Annotated in this window: 20 protein-coding genes and 1 tRNA gene; 4 read left to right on the top strand and 17 right to left on the bottom strand. The window is 38.2% G+C overall.

What is annotated here, in order from left to right; translation table 11 throughout:
• The gene (locus tag ND812_RS10955) at nt 1–999 is read left to right on the top strand and encodes a carbonic anhydrase (RefSeq protein WP_407658541.1); all 999 of its coding nucleotides are present in this window, start codon (nt 1–3) and stop codon (nt 997–999) included.
• A gap of 3 nt (nt 1,000–1,002) precedes the next feature.
• Here the strand turns inward: ND812_RS10955 and ND812_RS10950 are convergent, their stop codons facing one another.
• On the bottom strand, nt 1,003–1,389 hold the full coding sequence (locus ND812_RS10950; RefSeq protein WP_100717025.1) for a DoxX family membrane protein: 387 nt from the start codon (nt 1,387–1,389) through the stop codon (nt 1,003–1,005).
• A 206-nt stretch (nt 1,390–1,595) separates the two neighbouring features.
• Here ND812_RS10950 and ND812_RS10945 point away from each other — a divergent pair, with 206 nt between their 5' ends.
• Entirely contained in the window at nt 1,596–2,201 is a 606-nt protein-coding gene (locus ND812_RS10945; RefSeq protein ID WP_265375476.1) for a hypothetical protein, read from the top strand.
• A gap of 335 nt (nt 2,202–2,536) precedes the next feature.
• On the opposite strand, the gene ND812_RS10940 is transcribed toward ND812_RS10945, so the two are convergent.
• Together ND812_RS10940 and ND812_RS10935 are read right to left on the bottom strand one after the other, a co-directional pair.
• The gene (locus ND812_RS10940) at nt 2,537–3,034 is read right to left on the bottom strand and encodes an SRPBCC domain-containing protein (RefSeq protein WP_265375475.1); all 498 of its coding nucleotides are present in this window, start codon (nt 3,032–3,034) and stop codon (nt 2,537–2,539) included.
• A complete protein-coding gene (locus tag ND812_RS10935; RefSeq protein WP_265375474.1) occupies nt 3,031–3,351 on the bottom strand; it encodes an ArsR/SmtB family transcription factor in 321 nt (106 codons plus the stop codon). The genes ND812_RS10940 and ND812_RS10935 overlap by 4 nt, the downstream gene beginning before the upstream one ends.
• Before the next feature lie 342 nt (nt 3,352–3,693).
• Here ND812_RS10935 and ND812_RS10930 point away from each other — a divergent pair, with 342 nt between their 5' ends.
• Nucleotides 3,694–5,160, top strand: a complete 1,467-nt coding sequence (locus ND812_RS10930) for a flavin-containing monooxygenase (RefSeq protein WP_265375473.1) — start codon at nt 3,694–3,696, stop codon at nt 5,158–5,160.
• 64 nt (nt 5,161–5,224) lie between these two features.
• Here ND812_RS10930 and ND812_RS10925 read toward each other — a convergent pair whose 3' ends face one another.
• From ND812_RS10925 to ND812_RS10915, 3 genes are all read right to left on the bottom strand, one after another.
• The gene (locus tag ND812_RS10925) at nt 5,225–5,821 is read right to left on the bottom strand and encodes an LBF_2127 family putative lipoprotein (RefSeq protein ID WP_265375472.1); all 597 of its coding nucleotides are present in this window, start codon (nt 5,819–5,821) and stop codon (nt 5,225–5,227) included.
• Nucleotides 5,822–5,919: 98 nt separating this feature from the next.
• On the bottom strand, nt 5,920–6,507 hold the full coding sequence (locus ND812_RS10920; protein WP_265375471.1) for a L,D-transpeptidase family protein: 588 nt from the start codon (nt 6,505–6,507) through the stop codon (nt 5,920–5,922).
• A gap of 176 nt (nt 6,508–6,683) precedes the next feature.
• Nucleotides 6,684–6,756, bottom strand: a tRNA-Asn gene (locus ND812_RS10915).
• Between the two features lie 223 nt (nt 6,757–6,979).
• Between ND812_RS10915 and ND812_RS10910 the strand changes: the two genes are divergently transcribed.
• Entirely contained in the window at nt 6,980–10,606 is a 3,627-nt protein-coding gene (locus ND812_RS10910) for a vitamin B12-dependent ribonucleotide reductase (protein ID WP_265375470.1), read from the top strand.
• 214 nt (nt 10,607–10,820) lie between these two features.
• Here the strand turns inward: ND812_RS10910 and gspN are convergent, their stop codons facing one another.
• The 11 genes from gspN to gspD are packed head-to-tail and all read right to left on the bottom strand — an operon-like array spanning nt 10,821 to nt 21,909.
• A complete protein-coding gene (gene gspN / locus ND812_RS10905; RefSeq protein ID WP_265375469.1) occupies nt 10,821–11,783 on the bottom strand; it encodes a type II secretion system protein GspN in 963 nt (320 codons plus the stop codon).
• A gap of 1 nt (nt 11,784) precedes the next feature.
• Nucleotides 11,785–12,309, bottom strand: a complete 525-nt coding sequence (locus ND812_RS10900) for a hypothetical protein (RefSeq protein ID WP_100717035.1) — start codon at nt 12,307–12,309, stop codon at nt 11,785–11,787.
• Nucleotides 12,309–13,931: a cell division protein FtsA gene (gene pilM, locus ND812_RS10895; RefSeq protein ID WP_265375468.1), complete on the bottom strand. Its 1,623-nt coding sequence runs from the start codon at nt 13,929–13,931 to the stop codon at nt 12,309–12,311. Before pilM ends, ND812_RS10900 begins: the two co-directional genes overlap by 1 nt.
• Before the next feature lie 2 nt (nt 13,932–13,933).
• Nucleotides 13,934–15,034, bottom strand: coding sequence for a type II secretion system minor pseudopilin (locus ND812_RS10890; RefSeq protein ID WP_265375467.1), 1,101 nt, complete (start codon nt 15,032–15,034; stop codon nt 13,934–13,936).
• A complete protein-coding gene (locus ND812_RS10885; protein ID WP_407658507.1) occupies nt 14,997–15,668 on the bottom strand; it encodes a type II secretion system protein GspJ in 672 nt (223 codons plus the stop codon). The genes ND812_RS10890 and ND812_RS10885 overlap by 38 nt, the downstream gene beginning before the upstream one ends.
• Nucleotides 15,668–16,195: a prepilin-type N-terminal cleavage/methylation domain-containing protein gene (locus ND812_RS10880; protein ID WP_265357959.1), complete on the bottom strand. Its 528-nt coding sequence runs from the start codon at nt 16,193–16,195 to the stop codon at nt 15,668–15,670. The genes ND812_RS10885 and ND812_RS10880 overlap by 1 nt, the downstream gene beginning before the upstream one ends.
• On the bottom strand, nt 16,173–16,805 hold the full coding sequence (locus ND812_RS10875; protein WP_322113692.1) for a prepilin-type N-terminal cleavage/methylation domain-containing protein: 633 nt from the start codon (nt 16,803–16,805) through the stop codon (nt 16,173–16,175). Before ND812_RS10875 ends, ND812_RS10880 begins: the two co-directional genes overlap by 23 nt.
• Entirely contained in the window at nt 16,780–17,241 is a 462-nt protein-coding gene (locus ND812_RS10870) for a type II secretion system protein GspG (protein WP_135618313.1), read from the bottom strand. Before ND812_RS10870 ends, ND812_RS10875 begins: the two co-directional genes overlap by 26 nt.
• A gap of 5 nt (nt 17,242–17,246) precedes the next feature.
• The gene (locus tag ND812_RS10865; protein WP_265357961.1) at nt 17,247–18,473 is read right to left on the bottom strand and encodes a type II secretion system F family protein; all 1,227 of its coding nucleotides are present in this window, start codon (nt 18,471–18,473) and stop codon (nt 17,247–17,249) included.
• Nucleotides 18,474–18,478: 5 nt separating this feature from the next.
• The gene (gene gspE, locus ND812_RS10860; protein ID WP_265375464.1) at nt 18,479–20,155 is read right to left on the bottom strand and encodes a type II secretion system ATPase GspE; all 1,677 of its coding nucleotides are present in this window, start codon (nt 20,153–20,155) and stop codon (nt 18,479–18,481) included.
• Nucleotides 20,152–21,909: a type II secretion system secretin GspD gene (gene gspD, locus ND812_RS10855; protein ID WP_265375463.1), complete on the bottom strand. Its 1,758-nt coding sequence runs from the start codon at nt 21,907–21,909 to the stop codon at nt 20,152–20,154. Before gspD ends, gspE begins: the two co-directional genes overlap by 4 nt.
• Nucleotide 21,910: the final 1 nt, after the last annotated feature.

Genomic DNA, 21,910 nt, shown 5'->3' with positions numbered 1-21,910 from the left:
GTGTTAATTGGACTTTGTATTAGTTTTATTTTTATCTTAAAGAATAATTACAAAAATCCATTTTCTGTTGAAACAGAAAACTTAAATATCGGAGAAACAATCCGCATCGAATTACCCAATCAAGTTTCTTTTTTAAACAAAGCCTCCATCAAAGACACTCTTTGGTCATTACCAGAGAATGCAAAACTCATTGTCGATGCCTCCAATTGTAATTTTATTGATCACGATATTTTAGAAGTATTGGAAGAATTTAAGTCCGTAGTTGCTTTAGAAAAAAACATCCAACTGAATTTAGTTGGTGTGAAAGACCACTATGAATTAAGTGACCAAGTGCAATTTGTAAACATCTTGGACAGAGAAGCACAACAAAAGTTAACACCTGATGAAATTCTCGAATTCTTAAAACGAGGAAACGAACGATTTGTAAAAGGCAAATGGTCTGAAAAGTATTTTAAACACCAAGTGAACGCAACTGCCTTTGGCCAAAATCCAATTGCAGTTGTCCTTTCCTGCATTGACTCAAGAACAAGCCCGGAAATTATTTTTGATTCAGGACTTGGTGATATCATTTCTATTCGGATTGCAGGAAATATCGTAAACCAAGAAATCCTCGGAAGTTTAGAGTTGTCTTGTGCCAAAATTGGAACCAAACTCATCGTCGTACTTGGTCATTCCAATTGTGGTGCAGTTTCCAGTGCAATTTATGCTTTAAAAGATGGCAACATAGCAAGTATCACAAACAAAATTGAAAAAGCCATAGGAACGTCAGATCCAAGCTCAAAACAATCAAATTTAGGAAACGAACATATTTTTAATCACGTGGTAAAAACCAATGTGCTTAATTCAATAGATGAAATTTTAGATTCTAGTGAATTTTTAAAACGGAAGGTAGATGCAGGTGAATACAAAATTGTCCCAGCATTTTATGATACATCTTCTGGCGAAGTTCAGTTTTTCCAATCTGTCCAAACTTCACCGAAAAGTGAATCAATCTTTTAAAGATTAAACTTTATGAACTGGAACAAACAATGGTTTGTAAGCGGAACGATTATAATACGCTAAAAATGCATTAGCAATGACAACAAATATCCCGACTGGCAATCCATCTTGAGCAATCATCAAATGAACCAAAAAAATATTGATCACCACTGGTGCGATCACAACAGAAGCTAATGGAACAAACCTTCCAGATAAAAAAGCAAGAGCACATACAAGTTCTGTCACTTTAATCAAGGTTAACAAATAACCAGTAGCTTTCATTCCATCATTGAATATCTTGATGTTTCCAGTTACTTCAGGTTGTTGTACTAAATTGAATAATACTACAACAGATGAAAACAAAAACAAAGCGCCTAACAAAAGACGAACGATTGTATACAAAACTTTCATAAGTTACTCCTATTATACTTCCAAAAGTGGAAAAGACATTCACTTACAGAAAAAGACTCCCCATTGGAAAATATCTACCTAATGTAAGGGGATAGGGTTCTCATTTCCAGTCACAATTTTTGGATTTATTCTAATTTTACCTATTTTTTTGGAAAACTAGGCAATATAATTCCATCTTTTGGGCATTGATACCTTAGGAATTCTCAATGAAAATCCGAAATTTGCCTGTTTATCTTCTGGTCTTTTCCTTAAATGTTTGCCAAACGAACCAAACAAATGCACCAGAACATTTCAACTCCAAACAATCGAAATTCTCTTTTACTCTCCAATACGAAATGGATTTACCGACAAAAGTTTTGAAAGTGGGACCAAATTTAGAAATCTCAATTGGTAAATTTGCATTACAATCCTTCAATCACTTGGCTTCCCAAATATTCAATGTTAGTTCTTATACAGCGAGAAAAGAGAATGATCCACTGGAACCAGGAACCATCATTCTTCGAAAAGTCCAAGTGAATCGATCCATCGTATTTGAAGAAGGAACGACAAGATTCCACCATGCAACATTTGCATCCATTGTTGAATTTTTATTTATAAAAGAATCTGGTGAAACCTACCGAATTCTCGGAGAATCCGACCCGATCCAAACACACACCATTCCATTTTCAGCAAATGATAAAGATTCTGAGGAAAAAATTGCAAGTACCATCCAATCTGCCATTGCAATTGGTCTGAAAAAAATCATCCAACCTAGAGAAGATTGGAAATGGAATGGTCGCCAAATGATGTTCCAACAAAGAAATGGAAATTAAGAAACACAGAAACCCAATGCCATCCTCATTACCGTCTGAACCAGGGTTTCTGTGATCCTTTTTGTAAAGCGTATATTGAGACAAATCTGTAAAGGATGTACGAGTATACTCAAACCATTGCTTGAATCTAATGCGACATAATACTAATTATGGGAAGTAACTCACTGCATCACGTAATAATCTACTCGAAACACTAGTCGTTGCATCATCTTAAAATCTACTCCAAATTAGATAAGGAAACGATTCACTCATGTGTTTAGGATCATACATTCAACCAAAAATTTCCATGATTCTGATTTCCCAACTGACTTAATTTTTTGGAAACAGCATTGAACTCAAACAGCCTTTGAGATGGTATCCAAATACTTCGAAAGATTTCCAACATGTTGTTTTCCACCTTCAATTGCACCATATTTTTGGTTCACACGCTCTAATTCTTGTTTTGTGGAAAATACTTGTACCATAGTAAGGTTTGTGCTTTTTCCCTGATTCGTAGTTTCAAATGAAATTTCAGACCGAAAATTGACATCTTCGTCTCCCTCTCCATCACCAATGTGTTGGTATGAGATCAAACGCGGTTTTTCAATTTTTAAGAATTGGATTTTGTTTTTATAATCGCGACCATCTGGTCCATGCATCACAAATTCAAAAAATCCTCCATTCCTAAAATCAAAGGAGATAACGGTCAGAGTAAAACCATCTGGTCCCCACCATTCTTTTAAGTGGATTGGATCTGACCAAACCTCAAATAATAATTCGATTGGAACATCAAAAACCTTTCGATAAATCACCTGGTTTTCTTTGATTTCTGTTATCAATTCGGTTGAGCTCATAATTTATTTCCTTTTTTTAGTTTTAATGCATAACGTTCTAGCCTGTTTAAACGTTTACTCCAATCTTCTCTCACTTTTAAAATCAATTCTTCCATTTCAGAGAAACCATCCAAATTGACAGAATAGATTCTTTTTTGGGCTTCCTTTTTTACATTCAATAATTGTAATTCTTTTAACAACTGTAAGTGTTGCGAAATGGCAGGAGCACTGATGGAGAAATGATTCGAAATGGCGGTGGAAGTCATCTCACCATTTTTTGCAACAAGTTGTATGATCTCACGTCTGGTATCATCTCCCAGAGCTAAAAAACTATTCATACTGAAACATAATAAACCAATGACTTAATTAAGTCAACACTTAATTAAGTAGAAAATTCATAAAAGATAGATCTGATTTCAAATTGAATTCTCCCTCTATCTCTTCCTTCAATATTTCCAAAATCAAATTATCTTTGAACAGGTATCATCCATGTTCCTTTATAGTACTCTGATTTTAAAATGACTCTGATTAGGATCCTTGAAACCAAATTACCTTTTTCATCTTCTTTATGTTTTTTTGATTGCAAATGTAAGTAGAATTGATTGAATTTTCTTCCAAAGATTAAAAACGGAACATTGTTCAACCCAATGAATTCAGTGTTTTAGGTATGAGGAAATCAAATGGCCAATCAATCAATCAGGGATCCAAAAGTTGTCATCATAGGCGCTGGAATGACAGGAATCCTACTCGCAATTGAATTCAATCGGATCGGTGTGAAAGACATTACTATTTTAGAGAAAAAACATGATTTAGGAGGTACTTGGAGGGAAAACACATACCCAGGTGTGGCTTGTGATATTCCTGCACATATGTATACTTATAGTTTTGCACCCAATCCTGAATGGAGCCATCGATTTGCACATGGACATGAAATCCATGCTTATTTCAAACGTGTGAGTGATGAATACAAAATCACACCCCAGATTCATTTTAAAGAAGCAGTAACAGAAGCATCCTACCAAAATGGAAAGTGGACAACAAAAACTTCCAAAGGAAATACATATGTTTCTGATTTCCTCATCTCAGCCACCGGTATTTTACACCACCCGGCAAAACCAAACATCCCGGGACTCGAGAGTTTTAACGGAAAATGTTTTCACACGGCAGAATGGGATCATTCGGTAAATTTAGAAGGAAAACGAATTGGGATCATTGGAACTGGCTCCACTGCAGCACAAGTCATTCCTGAGATGATCAAAGTTGGAAAAAAAGTTTCGGTTTTCCAGAGGACACCGCAGTGGATTGTCAAAGTACCTGATACAACTTATACAGAAGAAGACAAAAGAAAATGGAGAAAGGAACCTAACATCCTCAAACGATTCCACAAATGGTATACATTTGCCGTAGAACAAACTTTCTCAAAAGCTGTGATAGGTAAAAAAATCCCTCACTTACTGATGAGTTTTTTGTGCAAAAGGAATTTACGAACTTCCATTAAAGATCCTGTACTTAGACAAAAACTAACTCCAAATTACCGTGTTGGTTGCAAACGTGTGATTGTGAATTCCACATTCTATGATGCCATCCAAAAACCAAATGCTGATTTGGTGACAGAGGGAATTGAAAAAATCACAGAAAAAGGTGTCATTACAAAGGATGGTAAATTACACGAATTGGATGTATTGATATTGGCAACGGGATTCCATCCATTTAATTTTATGCGCCCGATGAACTTAACGGGAGAAAATGGAGTCTCAATCGAGTCTGTTTGGAAAAAGAAAGTTCAAGCATACCGTTCCCTCTTTATCCCTCACTTCCCTAATTTTGTTTTGATGTTAGGACCAAACACACCGATTGGAAACTTTTCAGTCATTGCCATGAGTGAAGTCCAAACCAAATACATCATCAAAATCATTGAAGATTGGAGAAAAGGAAAATTCAATGCGATCGATGCCAAGGAAGAAGCCTTACAACGTTTTGCAGCTTATCTCAAAAAAGGAATGGTCGGCACTGTTTGGTTAGGTGGTTGCCAAAGTTGGTATTTGGATCCAGATGGAGATCCTGCAATGTGGCCTTATACTTGGAGTCGTTGGGAAAAAGAAATGAAATCCCCCGATTACCAAGATTTTAACCTAACCCAAACGTAATTTGATAATAACCTAAACAACATTTTTGCCGGTATGAAATTATAATACCGGCTTTTTTTGGTCATTAATTTTGGTTCGTTTGTAAATTTCCTTCTAAATGGCGTAATGCCTTTTCCATCACCATTAAGTTCGTGGTTTCGATCATTTTTTCCACGTTTGCAGTACGAAAAAATCCATAGATTTCAATCGTTGTCTCCGCCTCTTCCGTTACCGTATTACTTGCTATGAGTTTTGATCCTTTATAAAGGCTATACTCCAAGTGTACTTTATAATTATGATCCCGAATTTGCACTGGCCAATAAAAGGTTAAAGGGTAAATCGCAGGCCAAGTCCACCAATAGTTATAGGTATTGGAATACAGAGGGGTGATGGTCACGTCAATTGCGTAATCCTCGGATGTCATTTTTGAATTAACATCGGGCATGGATACTTTTTGAAACATCCTAGCTGATCTGAGATACTCGATGAAAACAGTTCTCCAACTATTTACAAATCCCAATCGATCATGCGTAATGATATCGAATTTACCGATATATACTTGGTTCGGGTATTTGGCAATGGATAGTGTTGAATCTTGTTTGGAAGGAGGAATTTGTCTAATGTCTACTTGGCATGAAATTAAGAAGACTAAAATTAATAAACTAACGAAGTAATTACGCATATTGGATGTTATTCCCAAGAAACTAACAATTGTCAAGTTTAAGTGATACCATTAAGTGGATTTTATTTGCAAAAGTATCTAAATCTGAGTTTTCCCTCTCAGTTTTCATCTAAAAGAGAGATGATTAGAAATGGGCTTTTATATCCATCCAGAGTTTCAACAATTTTGTCTAATCCCTCCCGGTTGATCCCAACACAACCAGAGGTAGGTTTGGCTTCCATCCAAGGATGAAGAAATATCATACTACCTTGCCCAGGTAAACTCGGATTTGTATTGTGTTCGATGACAACAAAGAGATCGTAAATTTCAGATTCCCATAAAGGAATTGCTCCTTTCTCTTTTTTTGTGAGTAATTGATTATAATGTTTTGATTTTGGATCATCGGACCAAAAGTGATACCTTCGAATTTGAGTGTATTCTAAATTTCGAATGGATTTTTTACCTTTTCCAAGTATCCTTTTGATAGGAAAATAACCTTGGGGAGTAAATCCATCCCCTTCTTTTTTGAGATTGGATAAAGTTAGTCCACTTCGCCCGAGCCAAACGGGCACATCTGCTAAATCTGTTTGCCAATCACCATCGACAAGGGTATAAAGATACAATTTACCTTGTGTTTCCCCATGTTTTGCCAGCACCAGAAGCACTTGTTCGGACTCGAAAAACGTATGTTGCCCTGATTGGTCCAAAAAGTTTTCTCTTGGAGATGCCTCTAAATTTGGTAAAAAAAGGAAGAAACACAGAAATATTAGGGAAATTTTAAAGATTTGGCATGAAAATTTAAGGGAAAACGAGAAAAAACTTAGGAAAAAAAGGAATAATTGAGTAAAATGGAAGAATTCCAAGGAGTGAATCAAAAGATCCGCTCCCCCTGCTGGGCTCGAACCAGCGACCCAATGATTAACAGTCATTTGCTCTACCGACTGAGCTAAAGGGGAATCTCGAATCTGTGACCATGCTACGGAGAAAGCCTGCTAGGTCAATGAAAAAATTATGTCATAGCGACGAGAAATTTTGAAAAAATTCTAAAAAATCCGATCGTTAGCTCTGAAAAAATGGATGTTTCCAACTTAAGATTCCTTCATTGTGACATAATCCTCTCCGTTCCTGGTAGAGGAAAAAAATAGAAATTTTATATGTTGTTTGAGATGGGGTTCTTGCATGAAGATTGAGAGGCATTTTACCAAAGGGAACAAGGGTTTATACCCGAATTTGACATGGGTTCGTAAGGACTCTAAAATTACGAATACAGACGGGTCGGTTGTATTTGAAGCAAACGGCGTCGAAGTTCCCGATTTTTGGTCGCAAGTGGCTACCGATATTCTCGCACAGAAGTACTTCCGCCGCAAAGGTGTTCCGAAGTACCTGAAAAAAGTCGCAGAAAAAGGGATCCCAGAATGGTTACAACGTTCTGTCCCTGATGATGAGAAACTAGTCGCTCTAAACCCCGAAGACCGTTACGTAGGAGAATCTGACTCCAAACAAGTATTCCACCGTTTGGCGGGATGTTGGACGTATTGGGGTTATAAATACGGGTATTTTACGGATGAAGATAGTGCCCGTGTTTTCTATGAAGAAGTTATCTTTATGCTCGCAAGCCAAATGGCTGCTCCTAACTCTCCACAATGGTTCAACACTGGTCTTCACTGGGCGTATGGAATTGATGGTAAGTCTCAAGGTCATTATTATGTAGATCCAAAATCGGGAAAATTAGTAAGATCTGCCTCTTCTTACGAACACCCACAACCACATGCATGTTTCATCCAATCTGTGGATGATGATTTAGTGAATGAAGGTGGAATCATGGATCTTTGGGTTCGTGAGGCTCGCCTCTTTAAATACGGTTCGGGAACTGGAACAAACTTCTCCAACCTGCGAGCAGCCAATGAATCTCTCTCTGGTGGTGGTAAAAGTTCTGGTCTGATGTCCTTCTTAAAAATTGGGGACCGTGCTGCAGGTGCCATTAAGTCTGGCGGAACCACTCGACGTGCGGCGAAGATGGTATGCCTTGATATGGACCACCCTGATATCGAAGAATTTATCGATTGGAAAGTCCAAGAAGAGAAAAAAGTGGCATCCCTTGTCACAGGTTCCATTTTAAACAACCGACTCTTAAATGAAATTATGACAGCCTGTGCTTCCGCCAAACAAACACTTGGTGAAGAAAAAGCATATGACCCAACTGCAAACGTAGAACTTAAGAAAGCCATCCAAAAAGCAAGAAAAGCCTTTGTTCCTGACAACTACATCAAACGAGTGATTGATTTGTCGAGACAAGGATACAAAGACCTACTCTTTGAAGAACTCACAACCGATTGGCAATCTGAAGCATACAATACAGTTTCTGGACAAAACTCCAATAACTCTGTGCGAATCACAAATGAGTTCATGGAAGCGGTAGAAAAAGACCTCCCATTCCACCTCGTGAACCGTACAGAAAAGGAAAAAGCTCGCAAAGAAGGTCGTGAACCGAAAGCAGCAAAAACCTTACGAGCTCGTGACCTTTGGGAAAGAATTGCAAACGCAGCTTGGAACTCGGCAGACCCAGGAACACAGTATCATAGCACGATCAACGAATGGCATACTTGTCCAGAAGATGGAGCGATCAACGCATCCAATCCATGTTCTGAATACATGTTCCTAGACAACACAGCATGTAACTTAGCTTCTGCGAACCTTGTGAAATTCTTAAAAGAAGATGGATCCTTTGATGTAGAAGGATATCGTTATCTTAATAAAGTCTGGACCATCATCCTAGAAATTTCTGTTCTCATGGCACAGTTCCCATCCAAAGAAATTGCGGAATTGTCTTACAAATTTAGAACATTAGGTCTCGGGTATGCAAACCTTGGTTCCCTTCTCATGATCATGGGAATTCCTTATGATTCTCAAGAAGCGATGGCTGTGACAGGTGCAATATCCTCCATCATGCATATGACAGCATATGCAACATCAGCAGAGATGGCAAAGGAACTTGGACCATTTGCTGGTTACGAAAAAAACAAAGACCATATGTTACGAGTCATTCGTAACCACAGACGTGCTGCATACAATGCACCAAAAGAAGAATACGAAGGATTAACCATCACACCAGTGGGAATTAACCCTTCTTTCTTACCGTCTTATTTACTCGAAGCAGCAAAAGAAGATTCCGACAGAGCCTTGGCACTCGGAGAACAATTCGGATACCGCAATGCACAAGTTACTGTGATTGCTCCAACAGGAACGATCGGTCTTGTCATGGATTGTGATACAACTGGAATCGAACCTGACTTTGCACTTGTGAAATACAAAAAATTGGCAGGTGGTGGTTATTTCAAAATCATCAACCAATCAGTTCCTGCTGCTCTAAAAAAATTGGGTTATAGCCAAGCAGAACAAGATGCGATTGTAAACTACTGCAAAGGCCATGCTACATTCAATGGTGCGCCGGGTGTTAACACAGCTCGTTTGAAAGAAAAAGGTTTCACTGAAGATGTGTTAGAGAAGTTGGAAAAACAACTTCCGTTTGTATTTGATATCCAATTTGCTTTCAACAAATTCACATTAGGTGAAGATTTCTTAGCAAAAACATTGGGCATTGACCCTTCCCTTTACAATTCTATGGGGTTCAATTTACTCGAAACATTGGGATTTACAGCGGATGAGATAGCACAAGCAAACGATTATGTTTGCGGAACGATGACCATCGAAAACGCACCATTCATCAAAGAAAAGGATCTCCCTGTTTTTGATTGTGCGAACAAATGTGGTAAATACGGAAAACGCTTTTTGTCTTATCAATCACACATCCGAATTATGGCAGCGGCTCAGCCATTCATTTCGGGTGCGATTTCCAAAACAATCAACCTTCCAGAAGAGGCAACCATCGAGGATGTGAAAAATGCATACCTCATGTCCTGGAAAGTGATGATCAAAGCAAACGCTCTCTACCGAGACGGATCAAAACTTTCACAACCACTTAACTCCGTATTCCAACTGTTAAGTGCTGTGGGAGAAGAGGAAGAAGAACTAAACACAACTTCCGCTCCGAAAACGGTAACAGAAGTGGCAGAAAAATTGGTGTATAAATACATCTCGGAAAGAAGGAAACTTCCACACCGACGTGCAGGATACACTCAAAAAGCGATGGTGGGTGGTCACAAAGTTTATCTCCGAACAGGAGAATACGAAGATGGCCAACTTGGGGAGATCTTTATCGATATGCATAAAGAAGGAGCGGCTTTCCGATCCCTTATGAATGCGTTTGCGATTGCGGTTTCTCTTGGATTACAACATGGCGTTCCTTTGGAAGAATTTGTGGAAGCATTTACCTTCTTTAAATTTGAACCAAACGGTATGGTTTCTGGTAACCCTCATATCAAAATGTCTACTTCTGTGATCGATTATATCTTTAGAGAACTTGCGATCACCTATCTTGGTCGATACGACTTGGCACAAGTATCGCCAGAAGACTTAAGAACTGACGAAGTAGGAAGAAAAGCAGAACCAGCTCGAGATACGGTGGGAAAGCAGGAAAGTAGCGGTCCACGTACTCCGCTACAAGTAAATGCAATTTCTATGAAATCAGTTCTCGAAGACAAAGCGGAAGTTGTAGCTGTGGCAGGTCAAACGCCACAACAACCAACCCAAGCACAGTCCGCTGCGGCAACACTGAAGATCATTGCGGAAGCAAGAACCAAGGGTTATACAGGAGATTCCTGTACTGAATGCGGATCCTTCCAAATGGTACGAAACGGAGCTTGTCTCAAGTGTATCTCTTGTGGATCCACAACGGGTTGTTCGTAAAATAAAATCCGATCACCATCTAAGTTTGCAAAAGACTAGATGGTGACTCCAATGGAGACCTCAATCAAGGGTTCCCATTGTGAATGAGGAAACGATAAAAAAGGATCGAATATTCGGTCTTTTTTTTTTGCTTTCAGATGTTTTCTTTTGAAAGGAAAATTTGATTCGTGTGTGAATGTTTGATTCAGGGGACCAAGCAGACTTTAGATGGAGTTTAAGGAGTGGGAGCCGGTTCAATGGAACCATCTTCTGGTTTAGGAGGTGTTCCACCTAATTGGTTTAAGTTGGGAAGGTCCACTTTAGGCGAGGACAAGGTACCACGAACAGGGATACAAGTTTTCCCACCTTCTTGTGGCAATAAGGCAACCATCCCTACCAAATCCTGCCTTTCTTGGGCAAATTTCTCGGTTAAAGAAAAACAAACTTTTAAATCCAATTGAGAAAAGGAAATGGTATCAGACAAACGAACCACACCCTGGAATTGGAATTTCGCCATATTGGAATCAAGGCTACCTCTTTCGATGAGAAGTTTCCCTGATCGAATTTTAAAGAGTAAATTTGCTCTTTTGATATCAGTTCCTTTTAAAGTTCCTAAAAAAGGAATCTCCATCGATTCTTTGATTTTTCCACCAGAAAGAGTAATTTCCCCTTCCCCATTCCATTTGGTTATCTTATCATCTAAAGGTGACAATCGAATTGGCAAATCTAAGGTTTGAATCCCAATTGAAAGATCACTTCCTTCATAAGTAAAATAGCCTATATTGATATCCCCTTCCAAACGCGACTGTAAAATTCCAAATACAGAAACACCAAGACTTACTTCTTCTGCTTTTAAAGAGGTTCCAGAGGGAAAACTAACAACAAAACTATCAAAAGATTTCCTTCCAATCATAGGGAAATGGATTTCTTTTGCATCCATTAAAATCCCCGTTTCTTTGCCAGTTTTAATGAGGACGGACCTAACAATTTCATTGAGAGGAAAAATAAAAATGGTAAACAAAAGAAAAGAAACAAATGAAATCGCAATGAGTGTCAGAATTTGTTTTTGATTGATTTTTGTGTGTTCTTCATCAGAATCTTCATCAAAAAGTTCACTATCCTCTTCCAATAATGATTCTTGAACAGCAACATCATCATCTAAATCATAGTCTTCTTCAAATTCGTTTTCTTTTGCCATTTTATTTCCCTTTCGACAAACGACTATAAGATGATACTTTCAAATTGACATCATATATCTCTTTTTCTGCAAACGGTTTACGAAAACTAAGAAGGTCTACTTTTGCTTGGATTTGTTTGTTTTTTTCGATGTCATAAACCAATTTAATGATATCTTGTAATAAAACAGAACGAAAGGATACATCGATTGTAATTTTGTTATAGTCCTTTTGGATCACATTACTTGTATCCTTCATGGTTTGGACTTTATCTTTTAAATTATAACGCACCAAAATTTGATCCAATTTGGAATACATGACACTTACGTCTTCTTCACTACCACCAGATTGTAATCCACGTAAATAATTGTATTCGCGGATCACTCGGTCTAGTTCACCAGCTTGTGATCTTGTTTCGAAAATCTCATCTGATAATCGATTTCTTAAATCGGACAATAAGGTCACAATCGTATAAACACCAAGTAGTGACACAAAACTAATGAGTCCTATCACTAGGACTCGTTCTCTATCATTCAAACGGTCAAACATTAGGGTTCATCCTTTGGTGTCACAACATCCATTTTGATTTTAAAACTAACTTTGAATTTATTCACACCCGTGATGAGACGTTTGTTTTGGATTTGGATATTCGTGAATTTTTCGGATTTTTCAAGTGCAGATTGGATGGTTCCAATTTCACCAAATTCGTTTACCCTACCGTAAATTTGGATCTCCTTTTCTTCAAAGTTAAACTGATCCAAAATAAAAGGTAGAACCTCTGGCGAAGGGAATTGTTCTGTTGCCTCATTTAATACATCAAGAACACTTTCTTGGGACAAAAACAATCTGTAAATTTCAGTTTTTTTACGTTCTGCCTTTAGTTTTTTATTAGCGGCATCAAGAGGATCTTCCTCTTCACCTAACTCTCCACCAATTCCATTTTTATATTTTTCGATTAATATTTGTTTGTTGGCAGCAATTTTTCGTTTATCCAAAATGATTCCAATCAAAAACACACCAAAGAGTAAAATTAGAGAAATACTTACCAAAATAATATGAGGTTTGAATGCTGCGAGTTTGAAGCGATTGGTATGAATTTTTTTAGCAAAACCAGTTTCTAAAAAATTCACCCGATTGCGTGATTCAAAGTGAACACCAGTGGCAACTGATGTTACAAAACTTGGATCATTGATCCCTAAGAATTCATACCGACCTGTCTTAATTCCTAATTTTTCTTCCAAATAACCAGTAAGATTCGGATAGAGACTTGCCCCACCAGATAATAAAATAAGGGTTGGTCTCTCTTGTTCTGGAAGAGAAAAAATACTATTCTCAACTTCATGGACTACTTGGTCAAGTTTCGCTAAAATGAATTTACGTAATGACTTAAGTTGGATGGCAGTGATGTGAAACTGATTTAAAAATTTTGTTTCTTCAACCTTATCCATAGAATCAAATAAAAATCCAATCGGAAGTGATTCTTTGATGAGTCTTGCTTCTTCTAAGTCAACTTTTAGAATACTAGCAAACTCTGCGGTAATTTCTTCCCCACCAATATAAATTTGTCGAGTGTGTCTTAATTTTCCTTCATGGAGAACATTTAAAATACAATAACGACCACCTAAATCTAGTTGTAAAATTGATTTTTCGGCAACTAACAAAGGATAGTTTTTAGTGATGAGAGCAGAAAGAACAAAGGAATCTAACGATAAACAACTTAATGTCAAATCTCCTTTCGCAAAAGGTTTTAGGGCACGGAATAATTCTGAATGATGAACATTAAAAGTGATTACATCAGAATTTTCTTTTCCTGTTCTCCAAGTTTTCCCAATAACTTCCAGTTCTTCCATAGGGTAAGGAACTAAATTTTCCACTTCAAATGGTAAAACTTCTTGGACGGCTTTTTCGGAAACCAATGGAACTGTAATGTCCCTTACAAATAAATTATGAATCCCTAAATTGAGTAAAAAACGATTTTCCTCTGGGAAAAAACTTTGGATAAATCGGATGATATTGTATTCGAATGGATCCCCTTCATTTTCATCTAGTTCCACAACAGGTAAACTTTCAGTCCTGAGGATAACCACTTTTCCTAAAACTTTTTTGAATAAAACACCCTTCAGGAAGGTAGATCCGTAATCGATTGCAAGGTATTGGTCAAATGATAACATAATTAATCTTCAGTATAGTATAACATCTGGTTGTTGGTAAGATCAAATAATCCAGTTACCTTACGAACCACTTTATCCTTTATAATCCCGACCCCTGTAATTTTGTAAACTTCACCTTTGGTTTTGATCCGGCCACCCGATACGTCGGTTCCTTCCCCTGCCAGTTCTTTATACAAAGTAAGGTCACCAGTGGTTTTTACTTGGAACTCAGGTTCTGTCTCCAGATCTTTCAATTCTTTAATATAGCCTCCTTTCTGCAACTTGAGTTTCAAAATTTTCATGGCGGCCTGTTTGGTCATAAAATCAGAAAGGGAAATGAGTACAAAATAGGGTGCCGTATTGATATTGATCCTGTCATCATACGAATCTCCCGCAGGCAAATAAGCAGTGATATTATTGGAGAGCACATAGTCTTTATCGGAACGAAGTGCCCTTTCCTCTTCAGTCATAAAGTCTTTTGAATTATTTTTGTCGTAATCCTTCGGTTTTAAACTTTCGTACACTACGGAACGATCATAGCCCTTCACATTTAAAAGTTCAGAAAGGGAATAAAAAGGAGCATTTTTGATCTTTCTTGGAGGGCTTAGACGATTGTAATAATACTGTTCCGCACCACCCCCTGTTTCCTGGTGGTTTTCATCAATCCAATCCAGAATCGGAAAAATCATCTCTCGTTTGAGTCCAAACTGGTAGAACAACCGAGTGACCATTTCAATTGTCCTTTGGTTAGGTTGGTCATCATAAATTTTGACAAGAGAGTTGATGTTGATTTTGCCATCTTCGGGGCTCATCGTGTAATAAATCACACCTCCACCAAGGGGAATGGGAGGTGGATCCATGGCAAGACCTGACTGGTACAAAACCTCTTCTGGGATTTTTTTTAAAGCCCCAACAGCTCCCATAAACCCAGCCTTTGCCAACATATGAGCACGAAACCCATCTGCTTGTGCCCTTGCCACTCGGTATTCTGTGGCAGCATCTTCAAAAAATTTTGAAGCTGTAAAAAGGGATGCAGTTCCGATGGCCATCACAAGGAGATAGACCATAAACCCTTTTTTCGCGTTTTTATTTGTAGAGAATAACCGGATGCGCAAGTGATTCATATTTTACAAAGGCACTCCCCACTAATGATATAATTTCAAATCGAATGAGCCTTGGAATTTTTTTAGTTGTACGTGAATTCCAATCATCTACCCATTTGTCTCCACGTTCCGAAAATTTCATTTGGAAACTTTTGACATTTTCAAGTAACACATGTTCCACTCCGCCTTGGGTTGGAAAGGTATCTACCATTTCGTCTTCCCGCCGAATGAGATAGGACAAACCTTCCATTTTCGGATTGGGCATCTTTCGTAAATAAAAGGAAACTTCCCTGACAGATGCTTGGCCCTCTTCTTCCGAATTAGGATTGGAAGTCGCAAAAACAATCCGATCGTTCCTTGCTCCAGTCACTCCTTCTTGTTTTCCCACAAATAAAATTCGTTTTTGGTTATCGATAAAATAGGTACGAGCTAAAGTTCCTCGGATATTTTCCATAGCATACAAAATATCCTTTCGATTGGCTCCTTTATTTGAAGCTCCTTTTTTGGAGATTTTATTGGCAGTATAAAAAACGGAAAAGATCCCAGTAAAAATAACAGCCATGATCATCACAACAATGGAAATTTCAACGAGTGTGAACCCTCTACGATTCTTTTTGCATTGATTCAAAGAAAGCTTTTTCCATAAAACATTCATTAGTATTTTGCACTCCTGAACGTTTCAACGCTATAAGTTTCTTTTTTATTTCCATCCATGTAAAATATGGAAACTTTCACTCGGAAAACTTTTAAAACTCCACCCGTTTCAAAACTTTTTTTCTGGCCTCTTTTTTTCATGAGGTCACTAAGTCCCACATCTTTATCACCTAACATATCTTTGGGTGCTTTTTTCCGAAGTTCCTCGGCATTGGGACCACCTGCAAGTTTGAGTAAGTCCATTTCTTCTTCTTTGATTTCTGTTTCAAATGTATAACCAGGGAATGCATCAATGGAACCACGGGAAGTATCCGTTTGCATGGTGGTGGATGAATCCACTTGTGCCATTTTTATTTTTGCCAAATGAACTGCATTGGCAAGTAAGACAGCTTTTTTTTGATACGAAATTCCTTCCGCAATCATTGAATAAGTATAGGTCATCACCATGGCTGCCATCGCCATTGCGATTGTGACTTCAAATAGGGTAAATGCATTACGGGATTGTTTAACGAGGTTGTGTTTTTGCATTGGAATCTACTTGTTCGTCTCGTTCATCCAAACCATAAGACACTTTTTGGATGGAATTTGTATCAGGTTCTGGGAAAAATTCCATTTTATGGATTTTGATTTTTCCACCATATCGATAAATTTGGATTGTACGTTTGATTTCTGTATCAGAACCAATATATAAAAACAAATCCGTTGTGGTTCCTTGAGGAGTGAATACAATCCGAATTTTGCCTTCGTTTCTAGGCTTACCACCTAAGTCGCGTACGCTGACAATTTTAGAATAAAAAGGGAGAGTTGTTTTTTTTAAAATGGGTTCTTCTTCTAAGCCACTTTCTTCTCGTTTGAGTAAAAAGAATTGGTATTCCCGTTTTTCAAAATCATATTCAAAAAGCACTGCTTGGTTAGTGAGTTGCGCTTTGTTATAACCAAATTTAAAGGATTCTTGTAATTTGACTGAAATGTCCTCAGTCGAAGGGATGATGAGGTTTCGTAAGGAACCTCCCACGATCACCATCAGAAGCCCTAATATAGAAATGACAACGACGATCTCAATGAGTGTGAGACCGTCGCGGATTTGTCTTTTCCATTTCGGAAAATGATTTTTATCGGAATGCGGCTGGATAATCATCAGGAGATAGGATATTAAAATCTTTATTTTTTCCATCTCCACCTTCTTTTTTATCTTCGCCTAATGTATAAATTTGTGGAACTGCTCCTTCAAATTTTAATACATACGGAGTTTTCCAAGGGTCTTTTAAAACTGCTTTTTCCCGAATGATTGGTTCATAATCGTCACCAATTTTGTCATCGTCTGGTTTTTCGATTAACGCTTGTAAACCTTGTTCTTCCGAAGGGTATTTATCATAAACTTCCAAATAACGTTCCAATGCAGTTTTTAAAACAGCACTGTCATTTTTCAGTTTTAGTTTTTTTTCACCTTCACCGCGGTTACCGATACTTGAGTAAAGAATCGCCATCAGGGAACCTAAAATCAGCATCACCACTGTGATTTCGATTAGAGTGAGTCCCTCACGGATCTTTCTGTTTTTTCCTTTCATTTTCATAAACTCTACATCCCCTGGATTTCTTGAGTTAGTTTGTACATTGGCGTCATAATCGCCGCCATAATGGTAAAAATAATTCCACCCATTACAATGATCATCATGGGTTCTAAGGATTGGGTCAAAGATTTTATTGCTGTATCAACCTCAGATTCGTAGATTTCTGAGAGTTTGTTCATCATTTCCGGAACCTTATCCGAAGCTTCCCCAGCACTGAGCATCCCGAGAACCATTTGCGGAAGCACTTGTGAACCTTGTAAGGAATCGGATAATTTTCCACCTTCTTTGATTTTGATGATCGCTGCATCAATTTCTTCTTTAAAAACAGTATGCCCGACCACATCTGATACAATGTTCAGCGAAACGATTAAGGGAACTCGATTCAGGAGTAAGATGGATAGGTTTCGTGCAAAATTGGAAACTAAGATTTTGCGGAGTAAAGTTCCGATGACTGGTAGCCCCAGTAAAAACTTATCCCAAACTTTTTTTCCCTCTGGGGAACTTTTCCATTTCAAAAATCCAAGAAAACTAAACGAGATCAGACCCAAGATAAAATACCAATAATTGGTTAAGACATAGGATAAAAAAATCACAGCTCGTGTGAGAAGAGGAAGTTTTGCATCAAAGGATGCAAATAATTGTTCAATTTGGGGAATCACAACAACTAGTAAAAAGATAGATACACCAAGTGAAAGAAGTCCCATAATCATAGGATAAATCATTGCCACTTGCACTTTCGATTTTAATTCAGAAGACTTTTCTTCTAGTTCCGCTAATCGGTGTAAGGTGTTTTCATAATTACCAGTTGACTCACCTACAGAAATCAAACTTGGATACTGGTCAGGAAACACAGTTTTGTGTTTTTTCATCGACTCGGAAAGGCTTGATCCTTCCGTGATATCCGCCCGCATCTCAATCAAAACTTTTTTGAAATAGATATTTTCGACTTGGTCAATGATGGATAACAAACACTTATCAAGAGGAATTCCTGCTCCAATGAGTGTTCCCAGTTGTTTACAAAAAAGTCCCACTTCCTTTCTAGGAATCCGATAAAGCAGTTTGGATAAAAAAGGGAATAGTTCTCGTTCTTCCTTTTCGCGGTCTTCCTGAATTGAACGAACGTAAAGGCCTTTTGCCTTTAGTTTATTACGTGCTGCTTGTAAATTGACAGCATCAATGATGTTCTTTTCTTCTTTTCCTTTTTTATTAAAGGCAACGTATGTATAGAGAGGCATAAAATTTAGGATACCCTAAGAACTTCTTCCGGAGTGGTAACTCCCTCTATGACCTTATACTTTCCATACTCTTGTAAGGTGGAAAGACCATTTTTCACAGCAAGTTCTTTGATCCGATTGGAATCTGCACCCTGTAAAATCGCACGTTTGATTTCATCATTCATGGTGAGTAGTTCATAAAGTCCAGTTCGCCCTTTGTATCCTGAATTTAGACAAGAACTACAACCCTTTCCGCGATACAATACACCATTTTTCAGTTCTTTTCTTTGGATTCCAAGGCCCGCCAAATCTTTGTCAGTAGGTTTGTAAGAAGTTTTACAATCTTTGCAGATCACACGAACTAACCTTTGTGCCATAAAGCCAAGTACGGAACTTGTGATGAGGTAAGGTTCAATTCCCATATCGACAAGCCTTGTAACTGCAGACGATGCATCATTGGTATGGAGTGTGGAAAAAACCAAGTGACCTGTAAGCGATGCCTGGATGGCAATCCTAGCTGTTTCTTCATCACGGATCTCCCCCACCATCACAACATCAGGGTCTTGTCGTAAAATCGACCGGAGTCCCGCCGCAAATGTGAGTCCGATTTTATCATTCATTTGCATTTGGGAAATCCCATCCATTTGGTATTCCACTGGGTCTTCACATGTGATGATGTTTCGTTCTTCGGTATTGATCTCCGATAAGGCAGAGTACAGTGTGGTTGATTTTCCCGATCCTGTTGGACCAGTTACTAAAATAATTCCATACGGTTTATAAATGAGTTCTTTAAATTCTTTTAGGATTTGTGGATTAAATCCCATGGTTTCAATGGAATACTTTTGGTCCGTTTTATTCAATATCCTCATTACAATTCGTTCTCCGAATTGGCATGGAATGATAGATACCCGCACATCCACATCTTTTCCAGCTAACCTAAGTTTGATCCTACCATCTTGAGGGAGCCTGTTTTCCGCAATGTTTAAGTTCGACATAATTTTGATACGAGTAGAAATCCCCGCCAAATATGACTTAGGTGGATTTAAGACCTTTTGTAAAACACCATCTACACGGTATCTGACCACAACAGACTTTTCAAATGGTTCAACGTGGATGTCTGAAGCCCTTTCCGAAACAGCTTGTGATAAAATCACATTCACCATTTTGATGATAGGTGCTTCATTGGATAAATCTAATGCATCAGATTCAAAGGCATCGGAAAGATCTCCAAAACTTCCATCCATCTCATCCATCATCTCTTTTGCTTCTGCAGTTGTTTTATCAAACTGAGAATGGACGATGCGCATGATTTCGTTTTCTGTGGCGAGAACGAATTGGATTTCGTATCCTTTTAAGAAGGAACGCATATCATCCATGGGATGAAGGTCAGTTGGATCACTTGTCGCAACAAATACCTTTTTTCCCTTTACTAAGAAGGGAACAATTTTGGAACGTTGTACGAGTTTGAGAGGAATTTTGCTAAAAATTTCATCACTGGCAACAAACTCTAGTTTGTCGTAGAACTCCATTTTATGGAGTTTTGCGAGTGCCTTTAGAATATCGGTCTCAGAAGCGAGACCTTTTTTTTGGATAATGTGAGTGATGGGAAGATTTGTTTTTTCCTGTTGTTTGGAAATGTCTTCTAAATCCTTAATCGTAAGGATTCCATCTTCTAAAAGAATCTGACCTAAACTTTTTCTCATCTCAGTTTCTTTTCTCGTTCATCCACCATCCTTTCTTGTTCATTTTTCTTTTGGATGGTCATACGATCCGATTTGTCTCGATCATCTAGAATATGCGGAGTTAAAAATACCATCAAATTGGTTTTTCGATTTTGATTGGTAGTACGGCGAAACAAAGTTCCAAGGAGTGGAATCTCCCCTAAAATTGGGATCTTTTGTACTTTCTTTTGTTTGTCATTGGAAAGTAATCCCCCAATCACGATGGTTTGTATGTTGTCCACAACGATGGTTGTTTTGATATCACGTTTATTGAAGGTTGGGTTTCCACCAGTTGCTTCCGAAGAAATCCCTGCTACGTTTTTGATCTCTTGGTATAAATCAAGTGTGATCCGATTGTTTTTATTAATATGCGGAGTGAATTTGAGTTTAATCCCTGTTGGGCGGTATTCAAAGTTTGCTACTGTAACCGCGTTGTCTCCACCAAGACCCGCATTTCTATTTTGGGTACGAACTGGTACGTCCTGACCCACATTGATCTCAGCTTCTTGGTTGTCCAAGGTCAAGATTTGGGGAGCAGACAATACATTGAAGTTTTCATTCGTTGAGTTTGCGTTTAAGATACCAATGATTTGTTGTCCACCACGTCGTATAAACCCAAGTGAAAATCCAGAAAGAGTGTTTACGTTTGTCGGTCTACCATTTTTATCAATTACACCACCTTGAGCCGCAAGACCAGTGTTAAACTGTCCATAGGCAAGTTCTTGGTAACGCCAATCGATACCAAAATCATTTAAGTCAGTCGAACTAAGCTCTACAATGAGCACCTCAAGTAACACCTGTTTTCTTGGGGTATCTAATATTTTTATAATCTTTTTGATTTCTTCCCATTCTTGTGGGGTTGCGGTTACAATGAGAGAGTTTGATTCTTTATGGGCAACCGCTTTGATTTTATCTTGTTTTCCTGGAACTTTAGGAGCTTGCGGGGTAGGTTGAGGTTGTGCCGGTTTCCCGTCAGGACCCGCTTCCCCAGGTGGCCCTTGTATCGGTGCCACAGGTGCATCTGGCATATCCAATTTGACAAGAATGGCTGCTAGTTTTTCTGCTTCATTGTATTCCAATGTATAAATATGGATGTCACCCGCAGAAGAAATCGAACCAGGCCCATCAGCGCGTACATCCAAATTATCAACTAACTTCAGTAACTTGTTAATATCAGCAGTTGATCCAGAAAAGATAAGAGTGTTTTGGTTTTTAGGAATGATGATATCAGTATCCGGGCTTGTCACTCGTTTGAGAATGGGTTCGAGTTCGATCGCATTCGAAAACTCTAAGGGAACAATTTGAGTAATCGTTTTGTTTAAGGCAACTTCTGATTCAGAAACAGGTTCTTTTCCAATCCTAACAATTTGTGATTTCGCAAGAGCGTCTTTGATTTTAACCACTTTGATCAGGTCATTTTCTTCAATGAGACCAAAACCTTGTGTTTCTAAAACTGACTTCATGAACCCAAAGGCATCTTCGATTCGGACTCGTTTTTGAGAGATGATTGTGATTTTTTTCCCTTTGACAGCATCATCAATTAGGATATTCTTTTTGATGATGGCACTCATTCCCATAAGGAAGTCTTTGAGTTCCGTGTCTCGCCAATCTGCTGTGAAACTTGCTGGTTCTTGAGAAGTTTTTGCTTTGGGTTTCCCTTTCTCTTGTGAGAAATTGGGAGTCACAATTAAATAAAGGCAAATGCATAGTATAACGAATGGGAGACGATTTCTCATT

The sequence above is a fragment of the Leptospira limi genome, assembly GCF_026151395.1.
Taxonomy (GTDB): Bacteria; Spirochaetota; Leptospiria; order Leptospirales; family Leptospiraceae; genus Leptospira_A; species Leptospira_A limi.
This window is presented reverse-complemented; position numbering and strand designations above follow the sequence as displayed.